This window comes from Blastococcus tunisiensis (genome assembly GCF_900112815.1).
GTDB classification, from domain to species: Bacteria; Actinomycetota; Actinomycetes; order Mycobacteriales; family Geodermatophilaceae; genus Blastococcus_B; species Blastococcus_B tunisiensis.
In genome coordinates this window covers 1-21,703 of sequence record NZ_FOND01000011.1, presented here as the reverse complement: position 1 = coordinate 21,703, position 21,703 = coordinate 1, and the positions used below count along the sequence as shown (strand labels likewise).

Genomic DNA, 21,703 nt, shown 5'->3' with positions numbered 1-21,703 from the left:
CCCCGAGCCTAGTGCGGGACCACCTCCAGGCCCGCCGCGACGCCGCCCCGGCGGTCGAGCACGTCGGCGACGCGGGCATAGGTCTCCGGGTCGGCCGGCCGCACCGTCACCGAGTCCCCGCCGACGTCGATGGCCAGCGGCACCGCCTGCGCCGTCGTCACCGTGAACCGGCCGTCGTCCCCGCGGGTGAAGGTGAACCGGGCCAGCACCGAGTCCTCGGTCGGGTAACCCCGGGTGGCGTGCTCGGCGACGTGGTTGCCGAGCCCGTAGGCCACCCACTCCCCCGCGATCTCCTCGAACGGCTGGACGACGTGCGCGTGGTGGCCGAGCACGAGGTCGACGTCCGGCGAGGCGAGCAGCGCCTCGACGGCGGCCACCTGCGCCTCGGTGGGGTCGTGCCGGTACTCCAGGCAGCAGTGCAGGGCGGCGACGACCACCTCGGCACCGGCTGCCCGCGCGCGGGCGGCGGCCGCCAGCATCCCGTCGACGTCCGGCGCCGGGGCGAGATCGACCGACCACTCCCTCCCGGCCGGCAGGGGCACCCCGTTGAGGGAGAAGGTGCCGGCGACGAGCCCGACGGGGACGCCCCCCGCATCGACCACCGTCGGCTCGAGGGCCTCCGCCTCGGTGCGCGCGGTGCCGGCGTGGGCCAGCCCGGCGGCGTCGAGGGTGTCCAGCGTGCGGACCAGCCCCTCGGTCCCGGCGTCCAGCGAGTGGTTGGACGCGGTGGAGCACGCGTCGTACCCGGCGCCGGCCAGCGCCTCGACGATCGCCGGCTGCACGGCGAAGCTCGGGTACCCCCGGTAGGGGCCGCCGGCCGGGGCGACGGGCGTCTCGAGGTGGCAGATCGCCAGATCGGCGGCCTCAACCAGCGGGGCGACCGGCGCCAGCACGGCCGAGAAGTCGTAGGAGCCGTCCGGCTGCTGCGCCCCGGTCGTCAGCGCGCGGTCCTGGTGGATCAGCACGTCGCCGGTGGCCACGAGGGTGAAGCTCTCCGGCGGCGCCGGCGGAGCGGGCGCCGTGGACGGGGCCGAGGTCGACGGCGGCGACGACGCGGGGGCACCGACCGGGTCGGTGGAGCACGCGACGAGCAGGACCAGGGGGACCAGCGAGGCCAGGCTGCGTCGCATGCCGGGAGGTTAGATCAGCGCGACCCGGTCCCCGGTGCGCACCGCGCCGGGGGTGACGACGTCGGCGTAGACGCCCAGGCAGTGCCGGGGGGTGCGGGAGATGCGGAGGACGGCGTCGCCCACCCGGAGATCCCGGCCGACCCACGTGCGCTCGTCGCCGTCGAGGTCCAGCAGGAGGTTCGCGCGGGGATCCTCGGCCGAGCAGCCCTCCGGGATCTCACCGGCCGCGGCGCGCGCGATGGCCGCCCGGGAGACGAGGTGGACGGGTGCGGTCCCCGGCTGCGGGGGGAGCGGCTCCAGGCGCACCGGCCGGCCGAGTGCGGCACTCAGCGTCGCGGCGTCGGCATCGGCGGGCGCGAGCGTGGCCAGGACGGGGGCGTCCTTGGCGCGCACCGGCCGGTCCCCGGCGACGACGGTCCACGCCCGGTCCCCGGAGAGCCCGTCGGGGCCGATGTCGGCGGCGGCCACCTGGGTGCCGGCCAGCGACTTCACCGGGTAGAGCCAGATCTCCCCGACCCGGCCCACAGGCTCCCCCGACGTCATGCCCGGACCGTACCGGGGTGGCCCCGGCCGGCTGCCGTCCCACGGGATCCGGCGCTGCCCGCGACGCCGGGTGACGGCTCGCGAGACGGCCTCGGCCGGCCGGCGGATCGCGCGTATCCGCCGTCCCCACGCCCGCCTCCTCCTCGCGAATCTGCACCGTCGACGTGGCCGGCGACCGCCGTCCACCTGGCAGAGAGGTTGGAGAGCATGCGCAGCACCACAGGCACCCGGGGGGTGCGCCGCCTGGTCCTCGGGGGCGCCTCGCTGGCGCTGGCGGCCACGATGGTGGCCTGCGGATCGGACGACCCGGACACCGAGACCCGGGCGGCCGGGGCCGACGCGTCCGGGACCGAGGCGTCCGGGACCGAGGCGGACCCGGCGGAGTTCTGCAGCGCCGCGGTGGCGGTCGAGGCCGCCTTCGGCATGGGCCCCGACGTGGAGTTCGAGACGGCGACGCCGGCCGAGATCGAGGCGGCGCTGGCGGAGTTCGCGGGCCGCGTCGACCCGCTGCTCGAGCGCGTCGAGGAGACCGCACCCGAGGAGATCGCCGGCGACGTCGGCACCGCGGCCGCCCTGGCCCGGGAGGCCTCCTCGACGGGCGACATCGGGGCGCTCGACGGCCCGGAGTTCCAGGAGGCCGACGCCGCGATGGACGAGTACATGCTCGCCGAGTGCGGCTACGAGCAGCTCGAGGCCACCGGGGTCGACTACGAGTTCGAGGGCATCCCGGACAGCATCGAGGCCGGCACGGTCGCCGTGACCTTCCACAACGAGGGCGAGGAGCTGCACGAGATCGGGCTCGCACGGATCGACGACGACGTCACCATGCCGGTCGAGGAGCTGCTGGTGCTGCCGGAGGAGCAGGCCATGAGCATGGTGACCTTCACCGGCGCGGCGTTCGCCGAGCCCGGGTCGTCGGACACGACGTTCCTGCAGCTGGAGCCGGGCCGCTACGCCGCGGTCTGCTTCGTGCCCGAGGGGACCACGCACCACCAGGAGGGCGAGGGCCCGCCGCACTTCACCCTGGGGATGGTCGCGGAGTTCACCGTCGGATGAGTCGCGAGCCCCGCGGGCCGGTGAGCCGGCGCCGGTTCCTCGCCCTGACCGGGGCCGCGGGACTGACCCTGCTCACCGGCTGCCCGGGGCCCGCGCCGTCGTCACCGGGGCCGCCCGCCCCGGCGGGCCTGCGGCTGCGGGCCGCCCCGATGCGGGTGGACCTGGCCGGCCGAGCGGTGCCCACCTGGGGGTACGGCACCGTCCCCGGCCCGGAGATCCGCCTCCGGGCCGGGGACACCCTGCGGGTGCGGCTGGCCAACGAGCTGCCGGAGGGCACCACGGTCCACTGGCACGGGCTGGCACCGCCGAACCGGATGGACGGGGTCCCCGGGATCACCCAGGACCCGGTGGCACCGGGAGCGGGCTTCGACTACGAGTTCCGGACCCCGGTCCCCGGCTCGTTCATGTACCACGCGCACGTCGGCATGCAACTGGACCGCGGGCTCTACGGGCCCCTGATCGTGGAGCCGCGCACCGAGGAGCTCGCCTACGACCGCGAGCACACCCTGATGCTCGACGACTGGCGGGACGGCCTGGACGGCCACACCGGCCACGCCGACCCGGCGGAGGCCCCCGCCGACGACGCGGCCGGCACCGTCTCCTTCGGCGGGCGGTCCTACCCGCTGCTGCTGGTCAACGGCCGCCCACCGGAGGACGCGGCCGTCGTCGAGGTACGGCGCGGCGACCGGCTGCGCCTGCGGGTGATGAACGTGGCCGCCGACACCGGCTTCCGCTTCGCGATCGCGGGCCACCGGCTGACGGTCACGCACACCGACGGCATGGCCGTGGAACCGGTGACCGTCGACGCCCTGCGACTGGGCATGGGCGAGCGCTACGACGTCCTCGTCGACGCCGACCGGCCCGACGGCGGCGTGTGGCAGATCGCCGTCCAGCCGGAGGGCCGCAGCGGATGGGGCCGGGCACTGCTGCGGTACACCGGCAGCGACGCGTCCCGCGCCCCGGCGGTGGCCGAGCGGCCGGCCGAGCTGGCCGGGCGGCTGGCGGAGTACGGCGACCTGCTCGCCCGCGAACCCCTGGACCTGCCCGCCGGACCTCCGGACCGGCAGTACGACCTGGTCCTGTCCGGCACCGAGATCGGCGGGCAGAGCTATCCCGACGCCGATCCGCTGCCGGTGGCCGAGGGCGAACGGGTGCGGTTCACGATGCGCAACACCAGCGCGAAGTGGCATCCGATGCACCTGCACGGCCACCACTTCCAGGTGCTGACGGCCGGTGGGCGGGGACCGGTGAAGGACACCGTCGCCGTCCCCGCCCGGGGCGGGGAGGTGACGTTCGACTTCCTCGCGACCAACCCGGGACGGTGGTTGTTCCACTGCCACAACCACCACCACATGGAGGACGGGATGGTGCGGGTGGTCGAGTACGGCCCCGCCTCCTGAGCCGGTGGCTCAGGCCTCGAAGACGCCGAGCCCGCAGGTGCCGCAGCGGACCGCCGGGAGCAGCGGCGGGCGCACGACGCTGCCGGTCGCCAGGTGCTCCTTGCCCAGCGTCGTCCAGCCGACGGACTCGCCCTCCGGGATCCAGTTGAGGTAGACCCCCTGCCCGGCGACGTCCCCGCGCCGGACCGCACCGCCGCACCGCGGGCACGTGGTCGGCAGCGTCATGGCCGGACTCCGGGCGTCGTCATGCCCGGACCCTACGAGCCGTGCCGCCGCCAGGACGGACGAAGGCCCGGTCCGCACGCGGACCGGGCCTCCTGCTGTGGGCGATACTGGGTTCGAACCAGTGACCTCTTCGGTGTGAACGAAGCGCTCTACCACTGAGCCAATCGCCCGGTGCGGCCTCGACGACCGCGGATCCGATTGTGCCAGAAGGTCACCGCCAGAGCGGCACCCACCCCGGCACCCAGTCCGGCACCCCCAGCAGGTGCAGGCTGACGACGAGGACGCCGTAGACGAAGGCCGCCGTCGCCACGCCGATCAGCAGCCGTACCCACACCGGCTGCGCGGCCACCCAGTCCGTCCAGCGCTTGACGTGCTTCCTGGTGTACTCCAGCAGCCGCTCGGCCCAGGTGAACTCCGTGGCCAGGATGAACAGGCCGGCGAGAACGGTGAGCCAGCCCGGCCCCGGCAGCGGGATCGTCACGAGGCCGACGGCGACGATCAGCCCGCCCACGACCCCCACAGCGATGCGGTAGCCGTGGTTGAGGCTGCGGCGCACGGCGAGCCGTCGGCGCCATGCGGTGTCGGCCACCCGCTCGCGCAGGCTGTTGACGTCGTCGGCGTCGTACCGGGCGACCCGCTCCTGGGCGGTCTCACCCTTTCCGGGCCATGCCGTCAACGCCGGGGCGACCGGGCGCTCCGGCGGGCACGCCGTCTCCTGATCGCTCAGCTGGTCACCTGCCCGGTCGCCACCACCTCCGTCGGTTCCGACGGAGCCTCCCGCCCGGGCTCGATGCTGATGCCGTACTGCGCGAAGCCGTCGAGACCGGTCCCCTCGGAGCCTACGGTTTCCACCGCGATCTGTGACCCCTCCACGTCGAAGGGGCCCAGGGGTGTCGGCGCATCGGCGCCCAGCCCCCACAGCACGTAGGTGGTGTCGGCGGCGTCGTTGGCCGGCAGGCCGTAGGTGACCACCTGCACGCGGTCCTCGCGCGCCACCACCGTGGCGACCGGTCCTCCCTCGTCGTCGAGCGTGGCGACGGTGGCCCGCCCCGGCGTCAGCAGTGCGTCGACGACGTCCCGCTGCTCGGCGAGGGTGGCGCTGAGCTCCGCCTGCTCGGATCGCAGGCCGACGTTCCAGATCCCCAGGCCGAGCACCGCGGCGACGGCAGCGGCGACCAGGGCCAGCGGGAGGGCGCGGGACCGCGGCGCCGGGGCCGCGGGGGGCACGGGAGGCACGGGGACGGCCGGAGCGGTCGACGGCCCGGGAACGGCGACCGGCCCGACCTGCTCCGTGGACGCGACAGCGGCGCGCAGCCGTTCCCCCAGCGCGTCCGACGGTTCGGCCGCCGGCAGGCCGGCGGCCAGGGAACCCATCACGTCGGTGGTCTCGGCGACGGTCTCCGCGCAGCGGGCGCAACCGGCCAGGTGGCGCGAGAACTGCGCCTCGTCCTCGGGCTCCAGCGCGTGCAGCGTCCAGCCCACGGCCAGCTCGTCGAACCGGGCGTGATCGGCGTTCATGGCTGCGTCTCCCCTGCGGCCGTCTCCGTTGCCGCCGCGAATTCACCCAGGGCACCGGCGCCGGCGGGGCCGCCGAGCTCCTTCCTGAGCCGGCGCATACCGGCGAGCATGCGGGTCTTGACGGTGCCCAGCGGGGTCCCGGTCAGCGCAGCGACCTCGCGCTGGGTGTACCCGCCGTAGTAGGCCAGCGTGAGCGCCTCGCGCTGCGGCTGGGAGAGCAGACCCAGCGCCGCCCGCACCTGCTCGCCGACCATCCGGGACGACGCGTCGTCCTCCACGTCCCGCGCGGCCATGGGCGCGTCCAGCACCAGCTCGTCCTCGGCGCGTGCCTGCCGGCGCCGCTGGGACTCCTCGCGCCGGACGGCGTCGACCGCCTTGTGGTGGACCACGGCGAGCAGCCAGGAGGCCACGCTCCCCTTCCCGCGGTCGAAGGCGGCCGGGTCCCGCCACACGCTCAGGAACACCTCCTGCAGGACGTCCTCCGCCAGGGCGTCGTCGGCCAGGATCCGGCGGGCGAGGGCGAACGCCGGACGGCGGAACCGCGCGTACAGGTCGTCGACGGCGGACCGGTCGCCGGCCCGGATGCGGCGCAGGACGTCGGCATCCCCCGCCGGGTCGTCAGCAGGACGCACCCGGGAGGTCACGGCTCCCATGATCACACGCACCGTTCGTCACTCCTGCCCCAGCGGTTCATTCCTGGGCGTCCCGCGGTTCACCGGGCGTCCGCCCGGGCATCACAGGGTGCGACAGCAGCTCGGACCTGCCCTGCCCGTGCGACGGGTGTGACGGATGTGAAGGAAGTGCAATGCCACGTCACTTCGAGAACCGACGGTCGTTGACCTGACATGCGCAGCGGTTGGACCCCCGGGTACTCGTCCCCTCTCACCCTCCAGCTGGTCGGCCCGCAGTCGTGGACCGAGGTACCGGCTCTGCTCTGCTACGACGCGGCCGACCCCTTCGCCGTCCGCATCGCCTTCGGCGACGTGGGCGACGGCTACGCGGTCGTCGACCTCGACGACGGCGGGATCGCCTGGCTGCTGAGCCGCGAGCTGCTGCAGGCCGGGCTCGAGGCCCCCGCCGGCGAGGGCGACGTGCGGCTGTGGCCGGCGAACGCGGCCACCGACGTGCTCTTCCTGCACCTGCGCGCCCCCTCGGGCGAGGCGCTCTTCGAGCTGTCGCGGGCGACCGTGGCGGCCTTCCTGCGCCACACCGAGGCGCTGGTCCCCTCCGGCTCGGAGAGCGAGCTGCTCGACCTCGACGACGAGCTGCAGGTCCTGCTGTCCAACGGCGGGACGGACGCGTCGGGGCACTGACCTGCGGGTTCGGGTCGGCCGTCCGGTCGCGGAGCGCCGATCGGACCCCCCTGCTTGGAGCGCTCGAGACCGTCGGTTAGAGTTCTCCACGCAACGCGGACGTGGCTCAGTTGGTAGAGCATCACCTTGCCAAGGTGAGGGTCGCGGGTTCGAATCCCGTCGTCCGCTCGGAACCTCGGGCGCTGGTCGAGAGACTGGCGCCCGCGTGCGGTGGAGTGGCCGAGAGGCGAGGCAACGGCCTGCAAAGCCGTCTACACGGGTTCAAATCCCGTCTCCACCTCGTCTCCTCCGCGGAGCACGAGCGCGGAGGAGGGTCCGGTCGCGAGGCCGGAACGGGCGATTGGCGCAGCGGTAGCGCGCTTCCCTGACACGGAAGAGGTCACTGGTTCGATCCCAGTATCGCCCACAGGAAGAGCCCCAGGTCACCGACCTGGGGCTCTCGCCATTCCCGGGACCGGACGTCAGCGCTGCCGCGTGCGGCTCCGCTTCCAGTACAGCGCGAGCATGATCTGCAGCGCGGCGAGGGACGCCAGCAGCCCCTGGACCGCGGGCTCGGCGTCGGTGTCGAGCATGAACACGACGGCGGCACCGACGGGGACCAGCACGAGGGCGGTCCAGGTGGCCGACCGTCCCCGGGCCACCTCCGGCGCCTCCGCGCGCGATGCGGCCGGCGGGCTCATCCGGTCACCGGAGCGACACGCTCCGCCCAGAACCGGTCGACCTGCCCGGCCAGCTGCTCGAGCGTCCCGCTGTTGTCCAGGACGACGTCGGCCACCGCCCGGCGCTGCTCGTCGGACGCCTGGGCGGCCATGCGGGCCCGCGCGTCCTCCGCCGTGAGACCGCGCTGGACGAGCCGGCCCTCCCGTACGGCGGGATCGGCCTCGACGACCACGACCACGTCGTAGGAGGACGCCTGGCCGGTCTCCACCAGGAGCGGTACGTCGTGCACCACGACGGCGTCGGCCGGCGCCGCGGCGGCCAGCTCGGCCGACCGGGCGCGCACCAGTGGGTGGACGATCCCGTCGAGGCGCTGCCGGGCCTCCGGGTCGGCGAAGACGACCGCGGCCAGCGCCGCGCGGTCGAGGGACCCGTCGGCGGCGAGCATCCCGGTGCCGAAGGCGCCGACGACCGCCGCGAGCCCGGGCGTCCCCGGCTCGACCACCTCGCGGGCGATCCGGTCGGCGTCCACCACGACCGCCCCCCGCTCGGCGAGCAGGGCCGAGACGGTGCTCTTGCCCGAGCCGATCCCTCCGGTCAGTCCGATGCGCAGCACGACCGGACAGTAGTCGGCCGCACGACGCCGATCCGGGGCGCCGGAGGTCACGGCCGGATAACACCGCCCCGTCCGGTCCGGCGCGTCGCACCAGTCACACGCGTCACGCGCATAACGTCCGTCCCGGCGATCTTCCCCCGCCGAGAGAGGCAGAACCCGACATGTCCCGTACCGCCGCTGACGCACCCCCCTCGACGCGCGCCGCCCGCCGCCAGGGCACCGCCCGTCACCGCCTGGGCTCGACCACCGGGGTCCGCTGCGCCGACATCCCCGCCGTCCGCGAGCGCATGCAGTTCCAGCGCCCCGCCGCACCGCGGCGCAACACGTTCCTGCAGTGGCTGTTCCAGGCGCCGCCGGCCGGGCGCCACACCTGGACGTTCCTGGCCGGCAACGGCGGTCGCCCGCGCACCGCGTTCGCCATCATCCTCAGCCTGTAGAGAAACACCCCGTTCCCCCCGCCACTCGCACGCTCGCGGCGGGGCCCTGAACGGGGCCGGGCCCGTGGACGCACGTCCACGGGCCCTTTCCCATGGCTGCACACGGGCGCCGAACGCCAGAGGCCCAGGACCACGGGGGTCCTGGGCCTCTGGCGTTCAGGCGTTGCTACTCACTCACCGCCGGCGAGCTTGGCCCGCAGCGCGGCCAGGGCCTCGTCGCTGGCCAGGGTGCCGCCGCCGCCGCCACTGGCCGCCGGAGCGTCCGGACCGGCGACGTCGTCGCTGGAGTAGCTGCCACCGGCCGCCGCCTCGGCGTCGGCCTCCTTGGCGGCCGCGATCTGCTTGCGGTGCGCCTCGAACCGGGCCTGGGCTTCGGCGTACTGCCGCTCCCACGTCTCGCGGGCCTCGTCGTAGCCCTCGAGCCACTCGCCGGTCTCGGCGTCGAAGCCCTCGGGGTAGAGGTAGTTGCCCTCGGCGTCGTAGGAGGCGGCCATGCCGTAGGCGGCCGGGTCGAACTGCTCCTCGTCGCCGATGACGCCCTCGTTGGCCTGCTTGAGCGACAGCGAGATGCGCCGGCGGTCGAGGTCGATGTCGATGACCTTGACGAGGATCTCGTCGCCGACCTGCACGACCTGCTCGGGGATCTCCACGTGACGCTCGGCCAGCTCGGAGATGTGCACCAGGCCCTCGATGCCCTCGTCGACGCGCACGAACGCACCGAACGGGACGAGCTTGGTGACCTTGCCCGGGACGACCTGACCGATCTGGTGGGTCCGGGCGAACTGACGCCACGGGTCCTCCTGCGTCGCCTTCAGCGACAGCGAGACCCGCTCGCGGTCCAGGTCGACGTCGAGGACCTCGACGGTGACCTCCTGGCCCACCTCGACGACCTCGGACGGGTGGTCGATGTGCTTCCAGGACAGCTCGGAGACGTGCACCAGGCCGTCGACGCCACCCAGGTCCACGAACGCACCGAAGTTGACGATCGAGGAGACGACGCCCGTGCGGACCTGGCCCTTGGCGAGCTTGTTGAGGAACTCGCTGCGGACCTCGGACTGGGTCTGCTCCAGCCACTGGCGCCGGGAGAGGACGACGTTGTTGCGGTTCTTGTCGAGCTCGATGATCTTCGCCTCGAGCTCGCGGCCCACGTAGGGCTGCAGGTCGCGGACGCGCCGCATCTCGACCAGCGACGCGGGGAGGAACCCGCGCAGGCCGATGTCGAGGATGAGGCCGCCCTTGACGACCTCGATGACGGTGCCGGTGACGACCTCGTCGGCTTCCTTCTTGGCCTCGATCGTGCCCCAGGCGCGCTCGTACTGCGCGCGCTTCTTGGAGAGGATCAGCCGCCCTTCCTTGTCCTCCTTCTGGAGGACCAGGGCTTCCACCTCGTCGCCGACGCTGACGACCTCGTTCGGGTCGACGTCGTGCTTGATGGAGAGCTCGCGCGAGGGGATGACGCCCTCGGTCTTGTAGCCGATGTCCAGCAGCACCTCGTCCCGGTCGACCTTGACGATGACGCCCTCGACGATGTCGCCATCGTTGAAGTACTTGATCGTCTGGTCGATCGCCGCGAGGAAGTCCTCGGCGGAACCGATGTCGTTGATGGCGACCTGGGGGGTGCTGGAAGGACGGACCTGAGTGGAGGTCATGTGGTTGGTTGCTCCGGACGGTTTATGCGTAGGGACAGGACGACCCGCGGTCGGTGACCACGGGGATGATCAGCGGGGAGAGCCGGTTCTGGCGTTCCCGTGTGGGGAAAACCACGACAGACCTCTGGCGCATTCCCCATCGTACGGACGCCGGGACCGCCGGGTCCACCTGGGTGCGCGGTCCGGGACGCCCGCCCGCGTGTCACGATCGGCGCGTCATGAACCGGATCCCGCCGCCCCTGCCGCTCGGGAGCGACGGCTACCCCGCCGCCGGCGGCGTCGCCCGCCGTCCCGCCGGGGACGAGGAGTCCGTCCGGGCGAACCGCCGGTGGTGGGACGCGGCGGCGCCGGCCTACCTGGCCGAGCACGGTGCCGACCTCGGCGATGCCGATTTCCTCTGGTGCCCGGAGGGGCTGCGGGAGGCCGACGCACACCTGCTGGGCGAGGTCGCCGGCCGGCGGGTGCTGGAGATCGGCTGCGGCTCCGCGCCCTGTGCCCGCTGGCTTCGCGCGGCCGGCGCCGACGTCCTGGCGATGGACCTGTCCGCCGGGATGCTCGACCGTGCCGCCCGGCTCAACCGCTCCACCGGCATCGACGTCCCCCTGCTGCAGGCCGACGCGGGCCGGCTGCCGCTGGCCGGCGGCGTGCTGGACGTCGTGTGCTCGGCCTTCGGCGGGCTGCCCTTCGTGGCCGACGTCGAGGGGGCGCTGCGGGAGGTGGCGCGGGTGCTGCGGCCGGGGGGCCGCTTCGTCGCGTCGGTCAACCACCCGATGCGCTGGCCCTTCCCCGACTCCCCCGACCCGGAGGACCTGCGGGTCGTCTCCTCCTACTTCGACCGGACGCCCTACGTCGAGACCGACGGTGCGGGACGGACCGTGTACGTCGAGCACCACCGGACGGTCGGCGACTGGGTCCGGGCCGTCGTCGCAGCGGGTCTGGTGCTCGCGGACCTGATCGAGCCGGAGTGGACGCCCGGCCGGACGCAGGACTGGGGCCAGTGGAGCCCCGCGCGCGGCGCGCTGGTCCCCGGCACGCTGATCCTCAGCTGCACCACGCCCGCCTGACCGGCTCAGCCTCCGGCGATCGGCCGTCGCCCGTGCCGCACCCACAGCTCCTGCGCGGCTGCCGAGACGGCCGCGGCCAGCGGCACGAACAGCAGGGCGCCGGCGATCCCCCACAGGACCCCGCCGGCCGTGACGGCGATCAGGATCGTCGCGGCGTTCAGGGGCAGCCGGTTCTTCATCACGTACGGCTCGATCACGTCGTTGCCGATCTGCTGGACGACCACGACCAGCCCCAGGACGAGCGCTGCCGTGACCAGGCCGCCGGACGCGTAGGCCACGACGACGGCGACCAGGCCGGCGACGAAGGCCCCGATCGTGGGGATGTACGAGGCGAAGAACTGCAGCGCCGCCAGAGTCAGCGCCAGCGGCACGCCCAGGAGCAGCAGACCGGCACCGATGCCCACCGCGTCGAACAGCGCGACGATCGTCAGGCCGCGGACGTACCCGCCGACGGTGGTCCAGGCGGCCCGGCCGGCGGCGTCGACGTCCTCGCGGGCCCGCCCCGCGAACCGGTCCAGCAGCCAGCGCCACATCCCGGGCCCGCCGTGCAGGAACAGGTAGGTCAGCGCGACGACGAGGAATGCCGCGATCAGCACCTCGGCCACCGTCCGCGCCGGACCCAGCAGGTCTGCTGCGCTGGTCCCGCCCCCGGACCCCCCGGACGCCCCGCCCGAGCCTCCCGAACCGCCCGACCCGAAGCTCGGCAGCTCGATGCCGAACCGCTGGGACAGGTCGGAGGAGACCTGCTGGAACCGCTCGCGCAGCTGGGGCAGCTGTTCGACGATCCGCGCGCCGAGTCCGACGGCCGCGCCACCGAGCACGGTGAGGAGCAGCAGGACGGCTGCTCCCGCGGCCAGCCAGCGCGGCGCCCCCCGGCCCTGCGCCCACTCCACCACCGGCGCGAGCACGCCGGCGACCAGCAGTGCGATCAGCACGGTCACGAGCGGCAGCGTCACCTTGACGGCGAACCCCGCGAGGAGCCACAGGAGGACCGCCAGGACGAGCAGCCGGCCGCCCACGGCGGCCGATCTGACCAGCCAGGTGGGCATCGCCGGATCGGCGGGGCCGGACGAGGAGGGAGAGGCCATGCAGCGGATGTGGACCGCGGGGCTCGGCCTGACACATCGGCCCGGCCCCCGGGCGGGGATCGACACCAGCCTGTAACGCTGCGGCGGCCCGGGCAGGGACGAGCCGCTGGGGGTCAGTGCGCGGCGTCGTTCCAGGTCCGGCCGAAGCCGACGGACACCTCCAGCGCCACCGACAGGTCGGCCGCGCCGGCCATCTCCCGGCGCACCAGCTCCTCGAGCTGCTCCTTCTCCCCCGGCGCGACCTCGAGCACGAGCTCGTCGTGCACCTGCAGCAGCATCCGCGACGTCAGCCCCTCGGCGGCGATCGCCTTCTCGACGTTGAGCATCGCCACCTTGATGACGTCGGCCGCCGAGCCCTGGATGGGGGCGTTGAGCGCCATCCGCTCGGCCATCTCGCGGCGCTGCCGGTTGTCGCTGGTGAGGTCGGGCAGGTACCGGCGCCGGCCCAGGGTGGTCTCGGTGTAGCCGGTCAGCCGGGCCTCCTCGACCACCGTGTCGAGGTAGTCGCGGATGCCACCGAAGCGCTCGAAGTAGGCGTGCATCTGGCCGCGCGCCTCCTCGGGGGTGATGCGCAGCTGCTGCGACAGCCCGTAGGCCGACAGCCCGTAGGCCAGGCCGTAGCTCATCGCCTTGATCCGGCGGCGCATCTCGGGGTCGACGTCCTCGATCGGGATGTCGAAGGCGCGCGAGGCGACGAACGAGTGCAGGTCCTCCCCCGACGTGAAGGCCTCGATGAGTCCCTCGTCGCCGGAGAGGTGGGCCATGATCCGCATCTCGATCTGGCTGTAGTCCGCCGTCATCAGGGACTCGTAGCCCTGGCCGACCACGAACGCCTGGCGGATCCGGCGGCCCTCGGCGGTGCGGATGGGGATGTTCTGCAGGTTGGGGTCGGTCGAGGAGAGCCGGCCCGTCGCCGCGATCGTCTGCTGGTACGTGGTGTGGATGCGACCGGCGTCGTCGACCATCGGGATCAGCCCGTCGATGACGGTGCGCAGCCGGGTGACGTCGCGGTGCCGGAGCAGGTGCTCCAGGAACGGGTGGCCGGTGGTCGCCAGCAACGAGGTCAGCGCCTCGGCGTCGGTCGTGTACCCGGTCTTGTTCTTCTTCGTCTTGGGCAGCCCCAGCTCGTCGAACAGGACCGCCTGCAACTGCTTGGGCGAGCCGAGGTTCACCTCGCGGCCGATGACGGCGTAGCACTCGGCGGCCGCGGCGGTGACGGCCTCGGCGAACTCCTTCTGCAGGTCGTGCAGGAAGTCCAGGTCGGCTGCGATCCCCCGGTACTCCATGGCGGCGAGCACCCGGGTGAGCGGGAGCTCGATGCCGCCGAGGAGCGCGTCGCCGCCGCGCTGGCCGAGCACGGTCTCGAGCGCGTCGGACAGGTCGTTGACCGCGACGGCCTTGAGCACGTCCGCGTGCGCGGCCTCCCGCGCGACGTCGTCCTCGCTCGGACCGAGACCGTCCAGGGTGAGCTGCCCCTCGGGCTCGGCCGCGTCCTTGAGCTCGCGCCGCAGGTACCGGACGGCGAGGTCGCCCAGGTCGAAGGACCGCTGGCCCGGCGCCGCCAGGTACGCGGCCAGCGCGGTGTCGCTGATGAGGCCGTCGAGCTCCCAGCCGCGCGCCCAGATCGCCAGCAGCGGGCCCTTGACCTCGTGCACCACCTTGAGCGCGGCGGGATCGGCCAGCCAGGCGGCCAGCGCCTGCTCGTCGGCGGCGTCGAGACCGGGGCCGAGGTCGACGAACGTGGCGTGGTCGTTCCCGGCGGCGAGGGCCAGGCCGGTCAGCTCGCCGGCGCCCCGGCCCCACGTGCCGCGGAAGATGACACCGGTCCGGCCGGTGCGTGCGTTCGCCTGCAGCCACTCCCCCAGGCCGCCGGCGGGCACCTCGTCCTCGGCGACGTCGAAGCCGCCCTCGACCTCGGGCTCGGCGCTGGTCAGCGTGGCGAAGAGCCGGTCGCGCAGCACGCGGAACTGCAGGTTGTCGAAGAGGGTGTGCACCTCGTTGCGGTCCCAGGGCCGGACGGCGAGGTCGGCCGGGCCCAGCTCGAGCGGGACGGCACGGTCGAGCTCGGTGAGCCGGCGGTTCTGCAGCACGGAGCTCAGGTGCTCGCGCAGCTTCTCGCCGACCTTGCCCTTGACGGTGTCGACCTGGTCGACGAGCGCGTCGAGGGAGCCGTACTCGCGGATCCACTTCGCCGCCGTCTTCTCCCCGACGCTCGGGATGCTCGGCAGGTTGTCGCTCGGGTCGCCACGGAGCGCGGCGAAGTCGGGGTACTGGTTCGGGGTGAGGCCGTACTTGGTCTCCACCTCCCCCGGCGTGAAGCGGGTCATGTCGGAGACGCCCTTGCGCGGGTAGAGCACCGTGACGTGCTCGTTGACCAGCTGGAGGGCGTCGCGGTCGCCCGTGCCGATCAGCACGTCCATGCCCTGCTCGACGGCCTGCACGGTGAGCGTGGCGATGACGTCGTCGGCCTCGTAGCCCTCGGCGGTGATGACCGGGACGTGCAGTGCGGCGAGCACCTCCTGCACGAGGCTGACCTGCCCGCGGAAGTCGGTCGGGCTCTCGGCGCGGTTGGCCTTGTACTCGGCGAAGATCTCGCTGCGGAAGGTCTTGCGGCCGACGTCGAAGGCGACGGCGAGATGGGTCGGCTTCTCGTCGCGCAGGATGTTGATCAGCATCGACGTGAAGCCGTAGACGGCGTTGGTCGGCTGCCCCGTCGTCGTGGAGAAGTTCTCCACCGGGAGCGCGAAGAAGGCCCGGTAGGCCAGCGAGTGGCCGTCGAGGAGCAGCAGGCGCGGCCGATCCCCGGAGGTGGGGGCGGCGGCGGACGGGGCGGCGGCGGTGCTGGGCGCTGACATCGGAGCCGATCCTATGTGGGGGTACCGACGTCGATACGGTGCCTGCGTGACCACTCCGCGCCCCGACTGGATGCCGACCGAGGGCTTCAGCCCGCTCGACGACAAGCTCGGCATCGAGATCGTCGACTTCCACCCGGACCGGCTCGTCGCCACGATGCCGGTGAAGGGCAACGAGCAGCCCTTCGGCCTGCTCCACGGCGGCGCCACCTGCTCGCTGGTGGAGACGATCGGTTCGTGGGCCGCGGCGATCGGCGCCGGGCCCGACCGGCGGGCCGTGGGGATCGAGCTGAACGCCACCTACGTCAAGGCGGCGACGTCCGGCGTCGTGACGGCCGTCTGCACGCCGGTGCGCCGCGGGCGGACGCTCGCGACGTTCCTGATCGAGGTCAGCGACGAGTCGGGCAGCACGACGGCCAGCGCCCGGCTGACCTGCATGATCCTGCCGGCCTGACGAACGACCCCCTCGAGGGGCCTCAGGCGGTGAGCCGCCGCGGGACCGGGCGCCGCCGGGCGGCCGAGGCGCGCCGCGGGCCGGGCACCGGGTAGCCGCCGCGCTCCCAGGACGCGAGGGAACGGCTCAGCGACTCCACCGTGACGATCCGCCGGGTGGTCAGCGGCGCGAACCCCATGCGGGCCAGGAACCGCTGCCGCTCGGCCTCGTGCCCGCCGGCGGCGGCCACCACGTGCGCCGCGTCGTTCTCCCGGGCGTAGTCGGCGGCAGATGCCAGGAGGACGGCACCGGCCCCGCGGCGGCGGTGCTCGCGGTGGACGACGAACGTGTCCACGGTGACCTGCGGGTTGCCGAGCACGAGGGACAGCGGGTCGAGGCCCAGGACCGCCAGACCGACGGCCAGCTCGCCGGTCGCGCCGCCGTCGGCCGCGCAGGGCCCGGGCAGGACGGCCAGGACCACCCGGTGACCGGGGTCCTCGAGGAGCCGGCGGAACCCGGACGCGGCCGCGTTCAGCGGCGCGTGACCGGTCAGGACGTCCTCGGCGTGCGCGTCGGCGCGGTGCTGCCGGACCAGGGCCAGGACGGCGGGCAGATCCCCCGCTCGTGCCGTGCGGGTGACCACACGGGACCGCGGACCGGAACCTGGCACGGGAGCCTCCCCTGGACGTGGGCGAAGACTGCACCGCTGAGCTGCCCTGATCACGCCGACGCGCCGCAACGACACGGACCGTTACCACCGCGGCGTGTCGCGGAAAGGTCACAGGTCAGCACGAAGAGACGGTGGAGCAACACAAGGGGGTTAGGGTCCGTGCTCAATTCATCCGCCCTGGGAGGTCGAGTGACGCACGCGGGAAACCGTGCCCGCCGGCACGGTCGACGATCGGGACCCACCGGGTCCCCGCAGCGACCGAGAGGTCGCGGTCGGCCACCGAGCGGGCACCGCGTCGTCGTCCGGCTCCTGCTGGTCCTGACGTTCGGCCTGGGCCTCGCGGCCTTTGCGCCGGGCCTGGCCCACGCGGAGACGGAGGAGACCGAGGCGACCGAGGTGCTGAACGGCACCCTGCAGACCAGCCTCAGCGGTCCGATCGAGGACGTGCAGGTCGAGGTCACCACGGCCGACGGGGACGAGATCGACAGCGTCGAGACCGACGAGAACGGCCGCTGGTCGGTCGACCTCCCGGGACCGGGCCAGTACGTCGTCACCATCGACGAGGGCGATCTCCCCGACGGGGTCACCCTTGCGGCCGGCGACAGCCGGACGGTCACCGTGGACGAGGGCCGGCGGCAGGCGGTGCTGATCGGGCTGACCGACGGCAGCCGCAACTCCGGCGGCGGCAGCGTGCGAGCCGTCCAGCTGCTGGTCGACGGCATCCGCTTCGGCCTGCTGATCGCGATGGCCGCGGTCGGGCTGTCCCTGATCTTCGGGACCACCGGCCTCACCAACTTCGCGCACGGCGAGCTGGTCACCATCGGGGCCGTCGCCGCCTGGTACATCAACGTGCAGGGTGGCGTTCCGCTGATCCCCGCGACGCTGCTGGCGATGCTCGTGGGGGCGGCGGTCGGGGCGTTGAACGAACTGGGCCTGTGGCGGCCGCTGCGCCGCCGGGGCACCGGGCTGATCGCCGCGCTCGTCGTCTCCATCGGGCTGTCGCTGCTGCTGCGGTACCTGGTCCAGGTCGTCTACGGCGGCCGGTCCAGCCCCTTCCAGGGGGCCCAGAGCGGTCGCGCGCAGGACTACGGCCTGTTCACCATGACCGACAACGACTTCTACTCGATCGTCATCTCCGTCGTCGTCCTGCTGCTCGTCGCGGTGATGCTGCAGCGCACGAAGATCGGGAAGGCGATGCGGGCGGTGTCGGACAACCGGGACCTGGCCGCGTCGTCGGGCATCGACGTCAACCGGGTCATCCTGTTCGTCTGGATGATGGGTGGGGCGCTGGCGGCGCTCGGCGGCGTCCTGCTCGGCCTCTCCGACCAGGTCCAGTGGGACATGGGCTTCCGCCTGCTGCTCCTGATGTTCGCCGGCGTCACGCTGGGCGGTCTCGGGACGGCGTACGGCGCCCTGGTCGGCAGCCTCATCGTCGGCGTGTTCGTGCAGATGTCGACCCTCGTCATTCCGAATGACGTGAAGTACGTCGGAGGGCTGCTGCTCTTGATCGTCATCCTCGTCATCAGGCCCCAGGGCATCCTCGGCAGCCGAGCGCGGGTGGGCTGACCGATGGCCGATCTCCTCAACGCACTCGCCGTCGCCGGCAAGTCGGCACTGGGCTTCCAGGCGATCTTCTTCGCCCTGCTGGCCATCGGCATCAACGTGCAGTTCGGGTACGCGGGCCTGCTGAACTTCGGCCAGATCGCGTTCGCGATGCTGGGCGGTTTCGGCATCGCCATCTCGGTGAGCAAGTGGGGCCTGCCGTTCTGGGTCGGCGTGCTCGTCGGCATCCTGGCGGCGGTCGTCCTCGCCCTCCTGCTGGGGCTCCCGACGCTGCGGCTGCGGGCGGACTACCTGGCGATCGCGACGATCGCCACGGCCGAGGGGCTGCGCCTGCTCTTCCGCTCGGTGTCGGCGACGCCGGTGACCAACGGCACCCGCGGCCTGTCGGCGTTCAACGGTGACTTCATCGCCCTGGCGCCGTGGAACACCAGCCGGCGGTACAGCATCCTGGGCACCTCGTGGTCCGGGGGTGAGCTCTGGGTCGCCCTCGTCGGGTGGATCCTGGTGATCCTCGGCAGCCTGCTGGTGTTCGCTCTCATGCGCAGCCCGTGGGGCCGCGTGCTCAAGTCCATCCGCGAGGACGAGGACGCCGTCCGTTCCCTGGGCAAGAACGTCTACGTCTACAAGATGCAGGCGCTCGTGCTCGGCGGCGTCTTCGGTGCCCTCGGTGGCATGGTCTATGCGGTCGGCACCGGCTCGGCGATCCCTGACCAGTACCAGAACGCCAACACGTTCCTCGCCTATGCCGCGTTGATCCTCGGCGGCGCGGCCCGGGTGCTCGGGCCGGTCATCGGGGCCATGCTGCTGCTGTTCATCCTGCAGTTCGCCGACACCGGTCTCCGGCTGCTGATCAGCAACGGGGTCATCCCCGAGGACCTGCTCTCCTCCACCGACGTGGCGCAGATCCGCTTCGTCCTGGTGGGGGTCGGCTTGATGCTGCTGCTGATCTTCCGGCCCCAGGGGATCTTCGGCGATCGACGAGAGGTGATGCTCGATGCCCGCTGACCCGACACCGCACGGTGCGACGGCTTCCGGGGCAGGGACGTCCGGTGGGTCCCCGCAGGGCTACCGCCCCGGGCAGGAGGGCGGGTGGGCCAGCGGCGACACCCCCCAGCGGCTCGCCCAGATCGCCCTGCGCGACCTGCCCTGGGAGATCGGTGTCGCCAAGCCGGACCCGGCAGTCGTCGTCGACGGCGTGACCCGCACCTTCGGCGGTCTGACCGCCGTCTCGGTGGACCACCTCGAGATCCAGCGCGGGGGCATCACCGGGCTGATCGGGCCCAACGGTGCCGGCAAGACGACCCTGTTCAACCTGCTGACCGGATTCGACCAGCCGGACACCGGGACCTGGTCGTTCAACGGGAAGTCTCTGGGCAAGCTCTCCCCGCACCAGGTGGCGCGGATGGGCGTCGTCCGGACCTTCCAGCTGACCAAGGCGCTGTCCCGGCTGACCGTGCTGCAGAACATGCTGCTGGGGGCCCAGGACCAGAAGGGCGAGAGCTTCTTCCGCGCCCTGGTGCCCGGCACGTGGCGGGCGCAGGAGAAGGCCAACACCGAGAAGGCGATGGACCTGCTCCAGCGGTTCAAGCTGGACACCAAGAAGGACGACTTCGCCGGCACGCTCTCGGGGGGTCAGCGCAAACTCCTGGAGATGGCGCGCGCGCTGATGAGCGACCCGCAGGTGGTCATGCTGGACGAGCCGATGGCCGGGGTGAACCCGGCGCTGACCCAGAGCCTGCTCGGGCACGTGAAGGACCTGCGCGAGCAGGGCATGACGGTGATCTTCGTCGAGCACGACATGGACGTCGTCCGGGACATCAGCGACTGGGTCGTGGTCATGTCGGCGGGCAAGATCATCGCCGAGGGGCCGCCGGAGTCCATCAGCCAGAACCAGGCCGTGGTGGACGCCTACCTCGGCGCCCACCACGACGCCCCGCTCAGCGCCGAGGAGGAGGACCAGGTCCTCGCCGAGGCCGAGGAGACGATCGCCCGGCAGGAACGCTCCGGCGGCGACGTCCTGAGCTCCGACCGGCCGAAGAACCCGAAGGGCACGGACCGATGACGGACCCGCGCGAGAGCACCAACCCGGAGTACGAGTTCGACCGGCCGGTGGACGACCGCACCGGTCCCGCCGAGGTCACCCCCGACGAGACGCCGGCGAGCGACGCTCGGACCGCACCGCTCACCCCTGCCGAGAAGGCCGCGACGCGCGAGGAGCACGTCAAGCTCGCCGAGGGTGCCCTGATGCGGGCCGACGAGCTGCTGGCCGGCTACGTGCCCGGGGTGAACATCCTCAACGGCTGCGACTTCTACCTGAAGGACGGCGAGCTGGTCGGCATCATCGGGCCGAACGGCGCCGGGAAGTCCACCCTGCTGAAGGCGCTGTTCGGGCTCATCCCCGTCCGGTCGGGATCGGTGACCCTGCGGGGCGAGAACATCACCTCGGCGCCCGCTCACCGGCTGGTGTCGATGGGGGTCGGCTACGTCCCGCAGAACAACAACGTGTTCCCCTCGCTCACGCTCGAGGAGAACATGCAGATGGGCGTGTACCTGCGGCCGAAGACGTTCAAGGATCGCTTCGACTACGTCGTGGAGCTGTTCCCGCTCCTCGGCGAACGCCGCAAGTCCAAGGCCGGGACCCTCTCCGGCGGCGAGCGGCAGATGGTGGCGATGGGCCGGGCACTGATGATGGACCCGTCGGTGCTCCTGCTGGACGAGCCGTCGGCCGGCCTCTCCCCCGCGTACCAGGACGAGGTCTTCATCCGCTGCCGCCGGATCAACGCCACCGGCGTCTCGATCATCATGGTGGAGCAGAACGCCCGCCGGTGCCTGCAGATCTGCGACCGCGGCTACGTGCTGGACCAGGGGCGGAACGCCTACACCGACACCGGTGAGTCGCTCATGCACGACCCCAAGGTGATCGAGCTCTACCTGGGGACCCTGGCGAAGGCCCAGTAGCTCCCCGCTCCGCACCCGCTCTGCACCGACACGGCGCCGGCCCCCGCCTCGCGGGGTGCCGGCGCCGTGCGCGTTCACCGTGGCCGCGCGCTCGCCGTCAGAAGGGTGCGGGGTCGGCGCGGAGTTGTGCGCGCAGTTCCTCGGTGGTGGGGCGATCGAGGAGGCATTCGCGGAGGGTGGGCGGCGGGGGTGGGTCGGCCGGTGGCGGTGGTGGGTCCTCGGTGCCGTAGCGGGGTGGGTGGGTGGTGATCCGGTCGCCGCCGGGGGTGGTCCATTCGATGCCGCCGTCGGGCAGGCGGCGCATGGTCCAGCCGGGTGCCTGGTGGCTGAGTCGGTGGTGGTGGCGGCACAGGCAGCAGAGGTTGTCGCAGCTGGTGGCGCCGGCGGGGTAGGGGGTGTTGTGGTCGAGGTCGCAGCGGTCGGCGCGGGCGCGGCAGCCGGGGAAGCGGCAGCGCCGGTCGCGGGCGCGGACGTAGCGCTGGAGGGGGTCGGTGGGCCGGTAGCCGGGGCTCGGTGGTGGTGGGCCCAGGC

23 protein-coding genes and 4 tRNA genes are annotated in these 21,703 nt (G+C 73.0%); 13 read left to right on the top strand and 14 right to left on the bottom strand.

From position 1 onward, the window contains the following. Window positions 1-8 precede the first annotated feature (8 nt). On the bottom strand, window positions 9-1,130 hold the full coding sequence (locus BM142_RS14510) for a CapA family protein (RefSeq protein ID WP_092200135.1): 1,122 nt from the start codon (window positions 1,128-1,130) through the stop codon (window positions 9-11). Between the two features lie 9 nt (window positions 1,131-1,139). Then, on the bottom strand, window positions 1,140-1,673 hold the full coding sequence (locus BM142_RS14505; protein ID WP_092200132.1) for an MOSC N-terminal beta barrel domain-containing protein: 534 nt from the start codon (window positions 1,671-1,673) through the stop codon (window positions 1,140-1,142). Between the two features lie 207 nt (window positions 1,674-1,880). On the opposite strand from BM142_RS14505, the gene BM142_RS14500 reads away from it, so the two are divergent. Then, window positions 1,881-2,729, top strand: a complete 849-nt coding sequence (locus BM142_RS14500; RefSeq protein ID WP_092200129.1) for a hypothetical protein — start codon at window positions 1,881-1,883, stop codon at window positions 2,727-2,729. Beyond that, on the top strand, window positions 2,726-4,129 hold the full coding sequence (locus BM142_RS14495) for a multicopper oxidase family protein (protein ID WP_092200126.1): 1,404 nt from the start codon (window positions 2,726-2,728) through the stop codon (window positions 4,127-4,129). The genes BM142_RS14500 and BM142_RS14495 overlap by 4 nt, the downstream gene beginning before the upstream one ends. A gap of 9 nt (window positions 4,130-4,138) precedes the next feature. On the opposite strand, the gene BM142_RS14490 is transcribed toward BM142_RS14495, so the two are convergent. The 5 genes from BM142_RS14490 to BM142_RS14470 all read right to left on the bottom strand — a co-directional run bounded on the left by BM142_RS14490 (window position 4,139) and on the right by BM142_RS14470 (window position 6,525). Then, a complete protein-coding gene (locus BM142_RS14490) occupies window positions 4,139-4,354 on the bottom strand; it encodes a PF20097 family protein (RefSeq protein ID WP_092200123.1) in 216 nt (71 codons plus the stop codon). 98 nt (window positions 4,355-4,452) lie between these two features. Continuing rightward, a tRNA-Val gene (locus tag BM142_RS14485) sits at window positions 4,453-4,524 on the bottom strand. A gap of 41 nt (window positions 4,525-4,565) precedes the next feature. Further along, on the bottom strand, window positions 4,566-5,030 hold the full coding sequence (locus tag BM142_RS14480) for a TIGR02611 family protein (RefSeq protein ID WP_254790953.1): 465 nt from the start codon (window positions 5,028-5,030) through the stop codon (window positions 4,566-4,568). A 47-nt stretch (window positions 5,031-5,077) separates the two neighbouring features. Beyond that, window positions 5,078-5,872: an anti-sigma factor gene (locus BM142_RS14475; RefSeq protein ID WP_092200120.1), complete on the bottom strand. Its 795-nt coding sequence runs from the start codon at window positions 5,870-5,872 to the stop codon at window positions 5,078-5,080. Further along, window positions 5,869-6,525 carry a sigma-70 family RNA polymerase sigma factor gene (locus BM142_RS14470; RefSeq protein WP_092200438.1) on the bottom strand — a complete coding sequence of 219 codons (657 nt, stop codon included), beginning with the start codon at window positions 6,523-6,525 and terminating at the stop codon, window positions 5,869-5,871. The genes BM142_RS14475 and BM142_RS14470 overlap by 4 nt, the downstream gene beginning before the upstream one ends. A 192-nt stretch (window positions 6,526-6,717) precedes the next feature. On the opposite strand from BM142_RS14470, the gene BM142_RS14465 reads away from it, so the two are divergent. The 4 genes from BM142_RS14465 (at window position 6,718) to BM142_RS14450 (ending at window position 7,591) form a co-directional block, all read left to right on the top strand. After that, window positions 6,718-7,185 (top strand): SsgA family sporulation/cell division regulator, encoded by a 468-nt coding sequence (locus BM142_RS14465; protein ID WP_092200117.1) that lies wholly within the window; start codon window positions 6,718-6,720, stop codon window positions 7,183-7,185. Between the two features lie 95 nt (window positions 7,186-7,280). Beyond that, a tRNA-Gly gene (locus BM142_RS14460) sits at window positions 7,281-7,353 on the top strand. A gap of 41 nt (window positions 7,354-7,394) precedes the next feature. Next, window positions 7,395-7,465 (top strand) — tRNA-Cys (locus BM142_RS14455). A gap of 54 nt (window positions 7,466-7,519) precedes the next feature. Next, a tRNA-Val gene (locus BM142_RS14450) sits at window positions 7,520-7,591 on the top strand. Between the two features lie 55 nt (window positions 7,592-7,646). On the opposite strand, the gene BM142_RS14445 is transcribed toward BM142_RS14450, so the two are convergent. Beyond that, the gene (locus BM142_RS14445) at window positions 7,647-7,865 is read right to left on the bottom strand and encodes a hypothetical protein (protein ID WP_092200114.1); all 219 of its coding nucleotides are present in this window, start codon (window positions 7,863-7,865) and stop codon (window positions 7,647-7,649) included. Continuing rightward, window positions 7,862-8,458 carry a dephospho-CoA kinase gene (coaE, locus tag BM142_RS14440; protein ID WP_092200435.1) on the bottom strand — a complete coding sequence of 199 codons (597 nt, stop codon included), beginning with the start codon at window positions 8,456-8,458 and terminating at the stop codon, window positions 7,862-7,864. Before coaE ends, BM142_RS14445 begins: the two co-directional genes overlap by 4 nt. Window positions 8,459-8,619: 161 nt before the next feature. Between coaE and BM142_RS14435 the strand changes: the two genes are divergently transcribed. After that, on the top strand, window positions 8,620-8,895 hold the full coding sequence (locus BM142_RS14435; protein WP_092200111.1) for a hypothetical protein: 276 nt from the start codon (window positions 8,620-8,622) through the stop codon (window positions 8,893-8,895). A 170-nt stretch (window positions 8,896-9,065) separates the two neighbouring features. Here BM142_RS14435 and rpsA read toward each other — a convergent pair whose 3' ends face one another. Next, window positions 9,066-10,544: a 30S ribosomal protein S1 gene (gene rpsA, locus BM142_RS14430; RefSeq protein WP_092200108.1), complete on the bottom strand. Its 1,479-nt coding sequence runs from the start codon at window positions 10,542-10,544 to the stop codon at window positions 9,066-9,068. Between the two features lie 218 nt (window positions 10,545-10,762). Between rpsA and BM142_RS14425 the strand changes: the two genes are divergently transcribed. Continuing rightward, window positions 10,763-11,608: a class I SAM-dependent methyltransferase gene (locus BM142_RS14425; RefSeq protein WP_092200105.1), complete on the top strand. Its 846-nt coding sequence runs from the start codon at window positions 10,763-10,765 to the stop codon at window positions 11,606-11,608. A gap of 5 nt (window positions 11,609-11,613) precedes the next feature. On the opposite strand, the gene BM142_RS14420 is transcribed toward BM142_RS14425, so the two are convergent. Next, window positions 11,614-12,696 (bottom strand): AI-2E family transporter, encoded by a 1,083-nt coding sequence (locus tag BM142_RS14420; protein ID WP_092200102.1) that lies wholly within the window; start codon window positions 12,694-12,696, stop codon window positions 11,614-11,616. 113 nt (window positions 12,697-12,809) lie between these two features. Continuing rightward, the gene (gene polA / locus BM142_RS14415; protein ID WP_092200099.1) at window positions 12,810-15,551 is read right to left on the bottom strand and encodes a DNA polymerase I; all 2,742 of its coding nucleotides are present in this window, start codon (window positions 15,549-15,551) and stop codon (window positions 12,810-12,812) included. Between the two features lie 46 nt (window positions 15,552-15,597). Between polA and BM142_RS14410 the strand changes: the two genes are divergently transcribed. After that, window positions 15,598-16,002: a PaaI family thioesterase gene (locus BM142_RS14410; RefSeq protein ID WP_092200096.1), complete on the top strand. Its 405-nt coding sequence runs from the start codon at window positions 15,598-15,600 to the stop codon at window positions 16,000-16,002. A 22-nt stretch (window positions 16,003-16,024) separates the two neighbouring features. On the opposite strand, the gene BM142_RS14405 is transcribed toward BM142_RS14410, so the two are convergent. Then, complete coding sequence (locus BM142_RS14405) at window positions 16,025-16,651, bottom strand: GNAT family N-acetyltransferase (protein ID WP_175527284.1); 627 nt, start codon at window positions 16,649-16,651, stop codon at window positions 16,025-16,027. Between the two features lie 189 nt (window positions 16,652-16,840). Between BM142_RS14405 and BM142_RS14400 the strand changes: the two genes are divergently transcribed. Genes BM142_RS14400 through BM142_RS14385 form a run of 4 tightly spaced genes read left to right on the top strand, consistent with a single transcriptional unit; the run spans window position 16,841 to window position 21,172 of the window. Further along, window positions 16,841-18,217, top strand: coding sequence for a branched-chain amino acid ABC transporter permease (locus BM142_RS14400; protein ID WP_092200090.1), 1,377 nt, complete (start codon window positions 16,841-16,843; stop codon window positions 18,215-18,217). A 3-nt stretch (window positions 18,218-18,220) separates the two neighbouring features. Beyond that, entirely contained in the window at window positions 18,221-19,219 is a 999-nt protein-coding gene (locus tag BM142_RS14395) for a branched-chain amino acid ABC transporter permease (protein ID WP_092200087.1), read from the top strand. Then, window positions 19,209-20,276 carry an ABC transporter ATP-binding protein gene (locus BM142_RS14390; protein ID WP_092200084.1) on the top strand — a complete coding sequence of 356 codons (1,068 nt, stop codon included), beginning with the start codon at window positions 19,209-19,211 and terminating at the stop codon, window positions 20,274-20,276. The genes BM142_RS14395 and BM142_RS14390 overlap by 11 nt, the downstream gene beginning before the upstream one ends. Next, entirely contained in the window at window positions 20,273-21,172 is a 900-nt protein-coding gene (locus tag BM142_RS14385; RefSeq protein WP_092200081.1) for an ABC transporter ATP-binding protein, read from the top strand. Before BM142_RS14390 ends, BM142_RS14385 begins: the two co-directional genes overlap by 4 nt. A gap of 97 nt (window positions 21,173-21,269) precedes the next feature. On the opposite strand, the gene BM142_RS24580 is transcribed toward BM142_RS14385, so the two are convergent. Next, window positions 21,270-21,703 (bottom strand): HNH endonuclease signature motif containing protein (locus BM142_RS24580; RefSeq protein WP_175527283.1); only part of this gene is annotated, 434 nt, incomplete at its 5' end.

What these genes read in the sequence shown, in the direction of transcription:
- BM142_RS14445 (WP_092200114.1), bottom strand. Translation starts at nt 7,865, where the DNA reads ATGAGCCCGCCGGCCGCATCGCGCGCGGAGGCGCCGGAGGTGGCCCGG.
- BM142_RS14395 (WP_092200087.1), top strand. Translation starts at nt 18,221, where the DNA reads ATGGCCGATCTCCTCAACGCACTCGCCGTCGCCGGCAAGTCGGCACTG.
- BM142_RS14510 (WP_092200135.1), bottom strand. Translation starts at nt 1,130, where the DNA reads ATGCGACGCAGCCTGGCCTCGCTGGTCCCCCTGGTCCTGCTCGTCGCG.
- BM142_RS14495 (WP_092200126.1), top strand. Translation starts at nt 2,726, where the DNA reads ATGAGTCGCGAGCCCCGCGGGCCGGTGAGCCGGCGCCGGTTCCTCGCC.
- BM142_RS14470 (WP_092200438.1), bottom strand. Translation starts at nt 6,525, where the DNA reads ATGGGAGCCGTGACCTCCCGGGTGCGTCCTGCTGACGACCCGGCGGGG.
- BM142_RS14500 (WP_092200129.1), top strand. Translation starts at nt 1,881, where the DNA reads ATGCGCAGCACCACAGGCACCCGGGGGGTGCGCCGCCTGGTCCTCGGG.
- BM142_RS14385 (WP_092200081.1), top strand. Translation starts at nt 20,273, where the DNA reads ATGACGGACCCGCGCGAGAGCACCAACCCGGAGTACGAGTTCGACCGG.
- BM142_RS14435 (WP_092200111.1), top strand. Translation starts at nt 8,620, where the DNA reads ATGTCCCGTACCGCCGCTGACGCACCCCCCTCGACGCGCGCCGCCCGC.
- BM142_RS14465 (WP_092200117.1), top strand. Translation starts at nt 6,718, where the DNA reads ATGCGCAGCGGTTGGACCCCCGGGTACTCGTCCCCTCTCACCCTCCAG.
- BM142_RS14425 (WP_092200105.1), top strand. Translation starts at nt 10,763, where the DNA reads ATGAACCGGATCCCGCCGCCCCTGCCGCTCGGGAGCGACGGCTACCCC.
- BM142_RS14490 (WP_092200123.1), bottom strand. Translation starts at nt 4,354, where the DNA reads ATGACGCTGCCGACCACGTGCCCGCGGTGCGGCGGTGCGGTCCGGCGC.
- rpsA (WP_092200108.1), bottom strand. Translation starts at nt 10,544, where the DNA reads ATGACCTCCACTCAGGTCCGTCCTTCCAGCACCCCCCAGGTCGCCATC.
- BM142_RS14420 (WP_092200102.1), bottom strand. Translation starts at nt 12,696, where the DNA reads ATGGCCTCTCCCTCCTCGTCCGGCCCCGCCGATCCGGCGATGCCCACC.
- polA (WP_092200099.1), bottom strand. Translation starts at nt 15,551, where the DNA reads ATGTCAGCGCCCAGCACCGCCGCCGCCCCGTCCGCCGCCGCCCCCACC.
- BM142_RS14505 (WP_092200132.1), bottom strand. Translation starts at nt 1,673, where the DNA reads ATGACGTCGGGGGAGCCTGTGGGCCGGGTCGGGGAGATCTGGCTCTAC.
- BM142_RS14390 (WP_092200084.1), top strand. Translation starts at nt 19,209, where the DNA reads ATGCCCGCTGACCCGACACCGCACGGTGCGACGGCTTCCGGGGCAGGG.
- BM142_RS14475 (WP_092200120.1), bottom strand. Translation starts at nt 5,872, where the DNA reads ATGAACGCCGATCACGCCCGGTTCGACGAGCTGGCCGTGGGCTGGACG.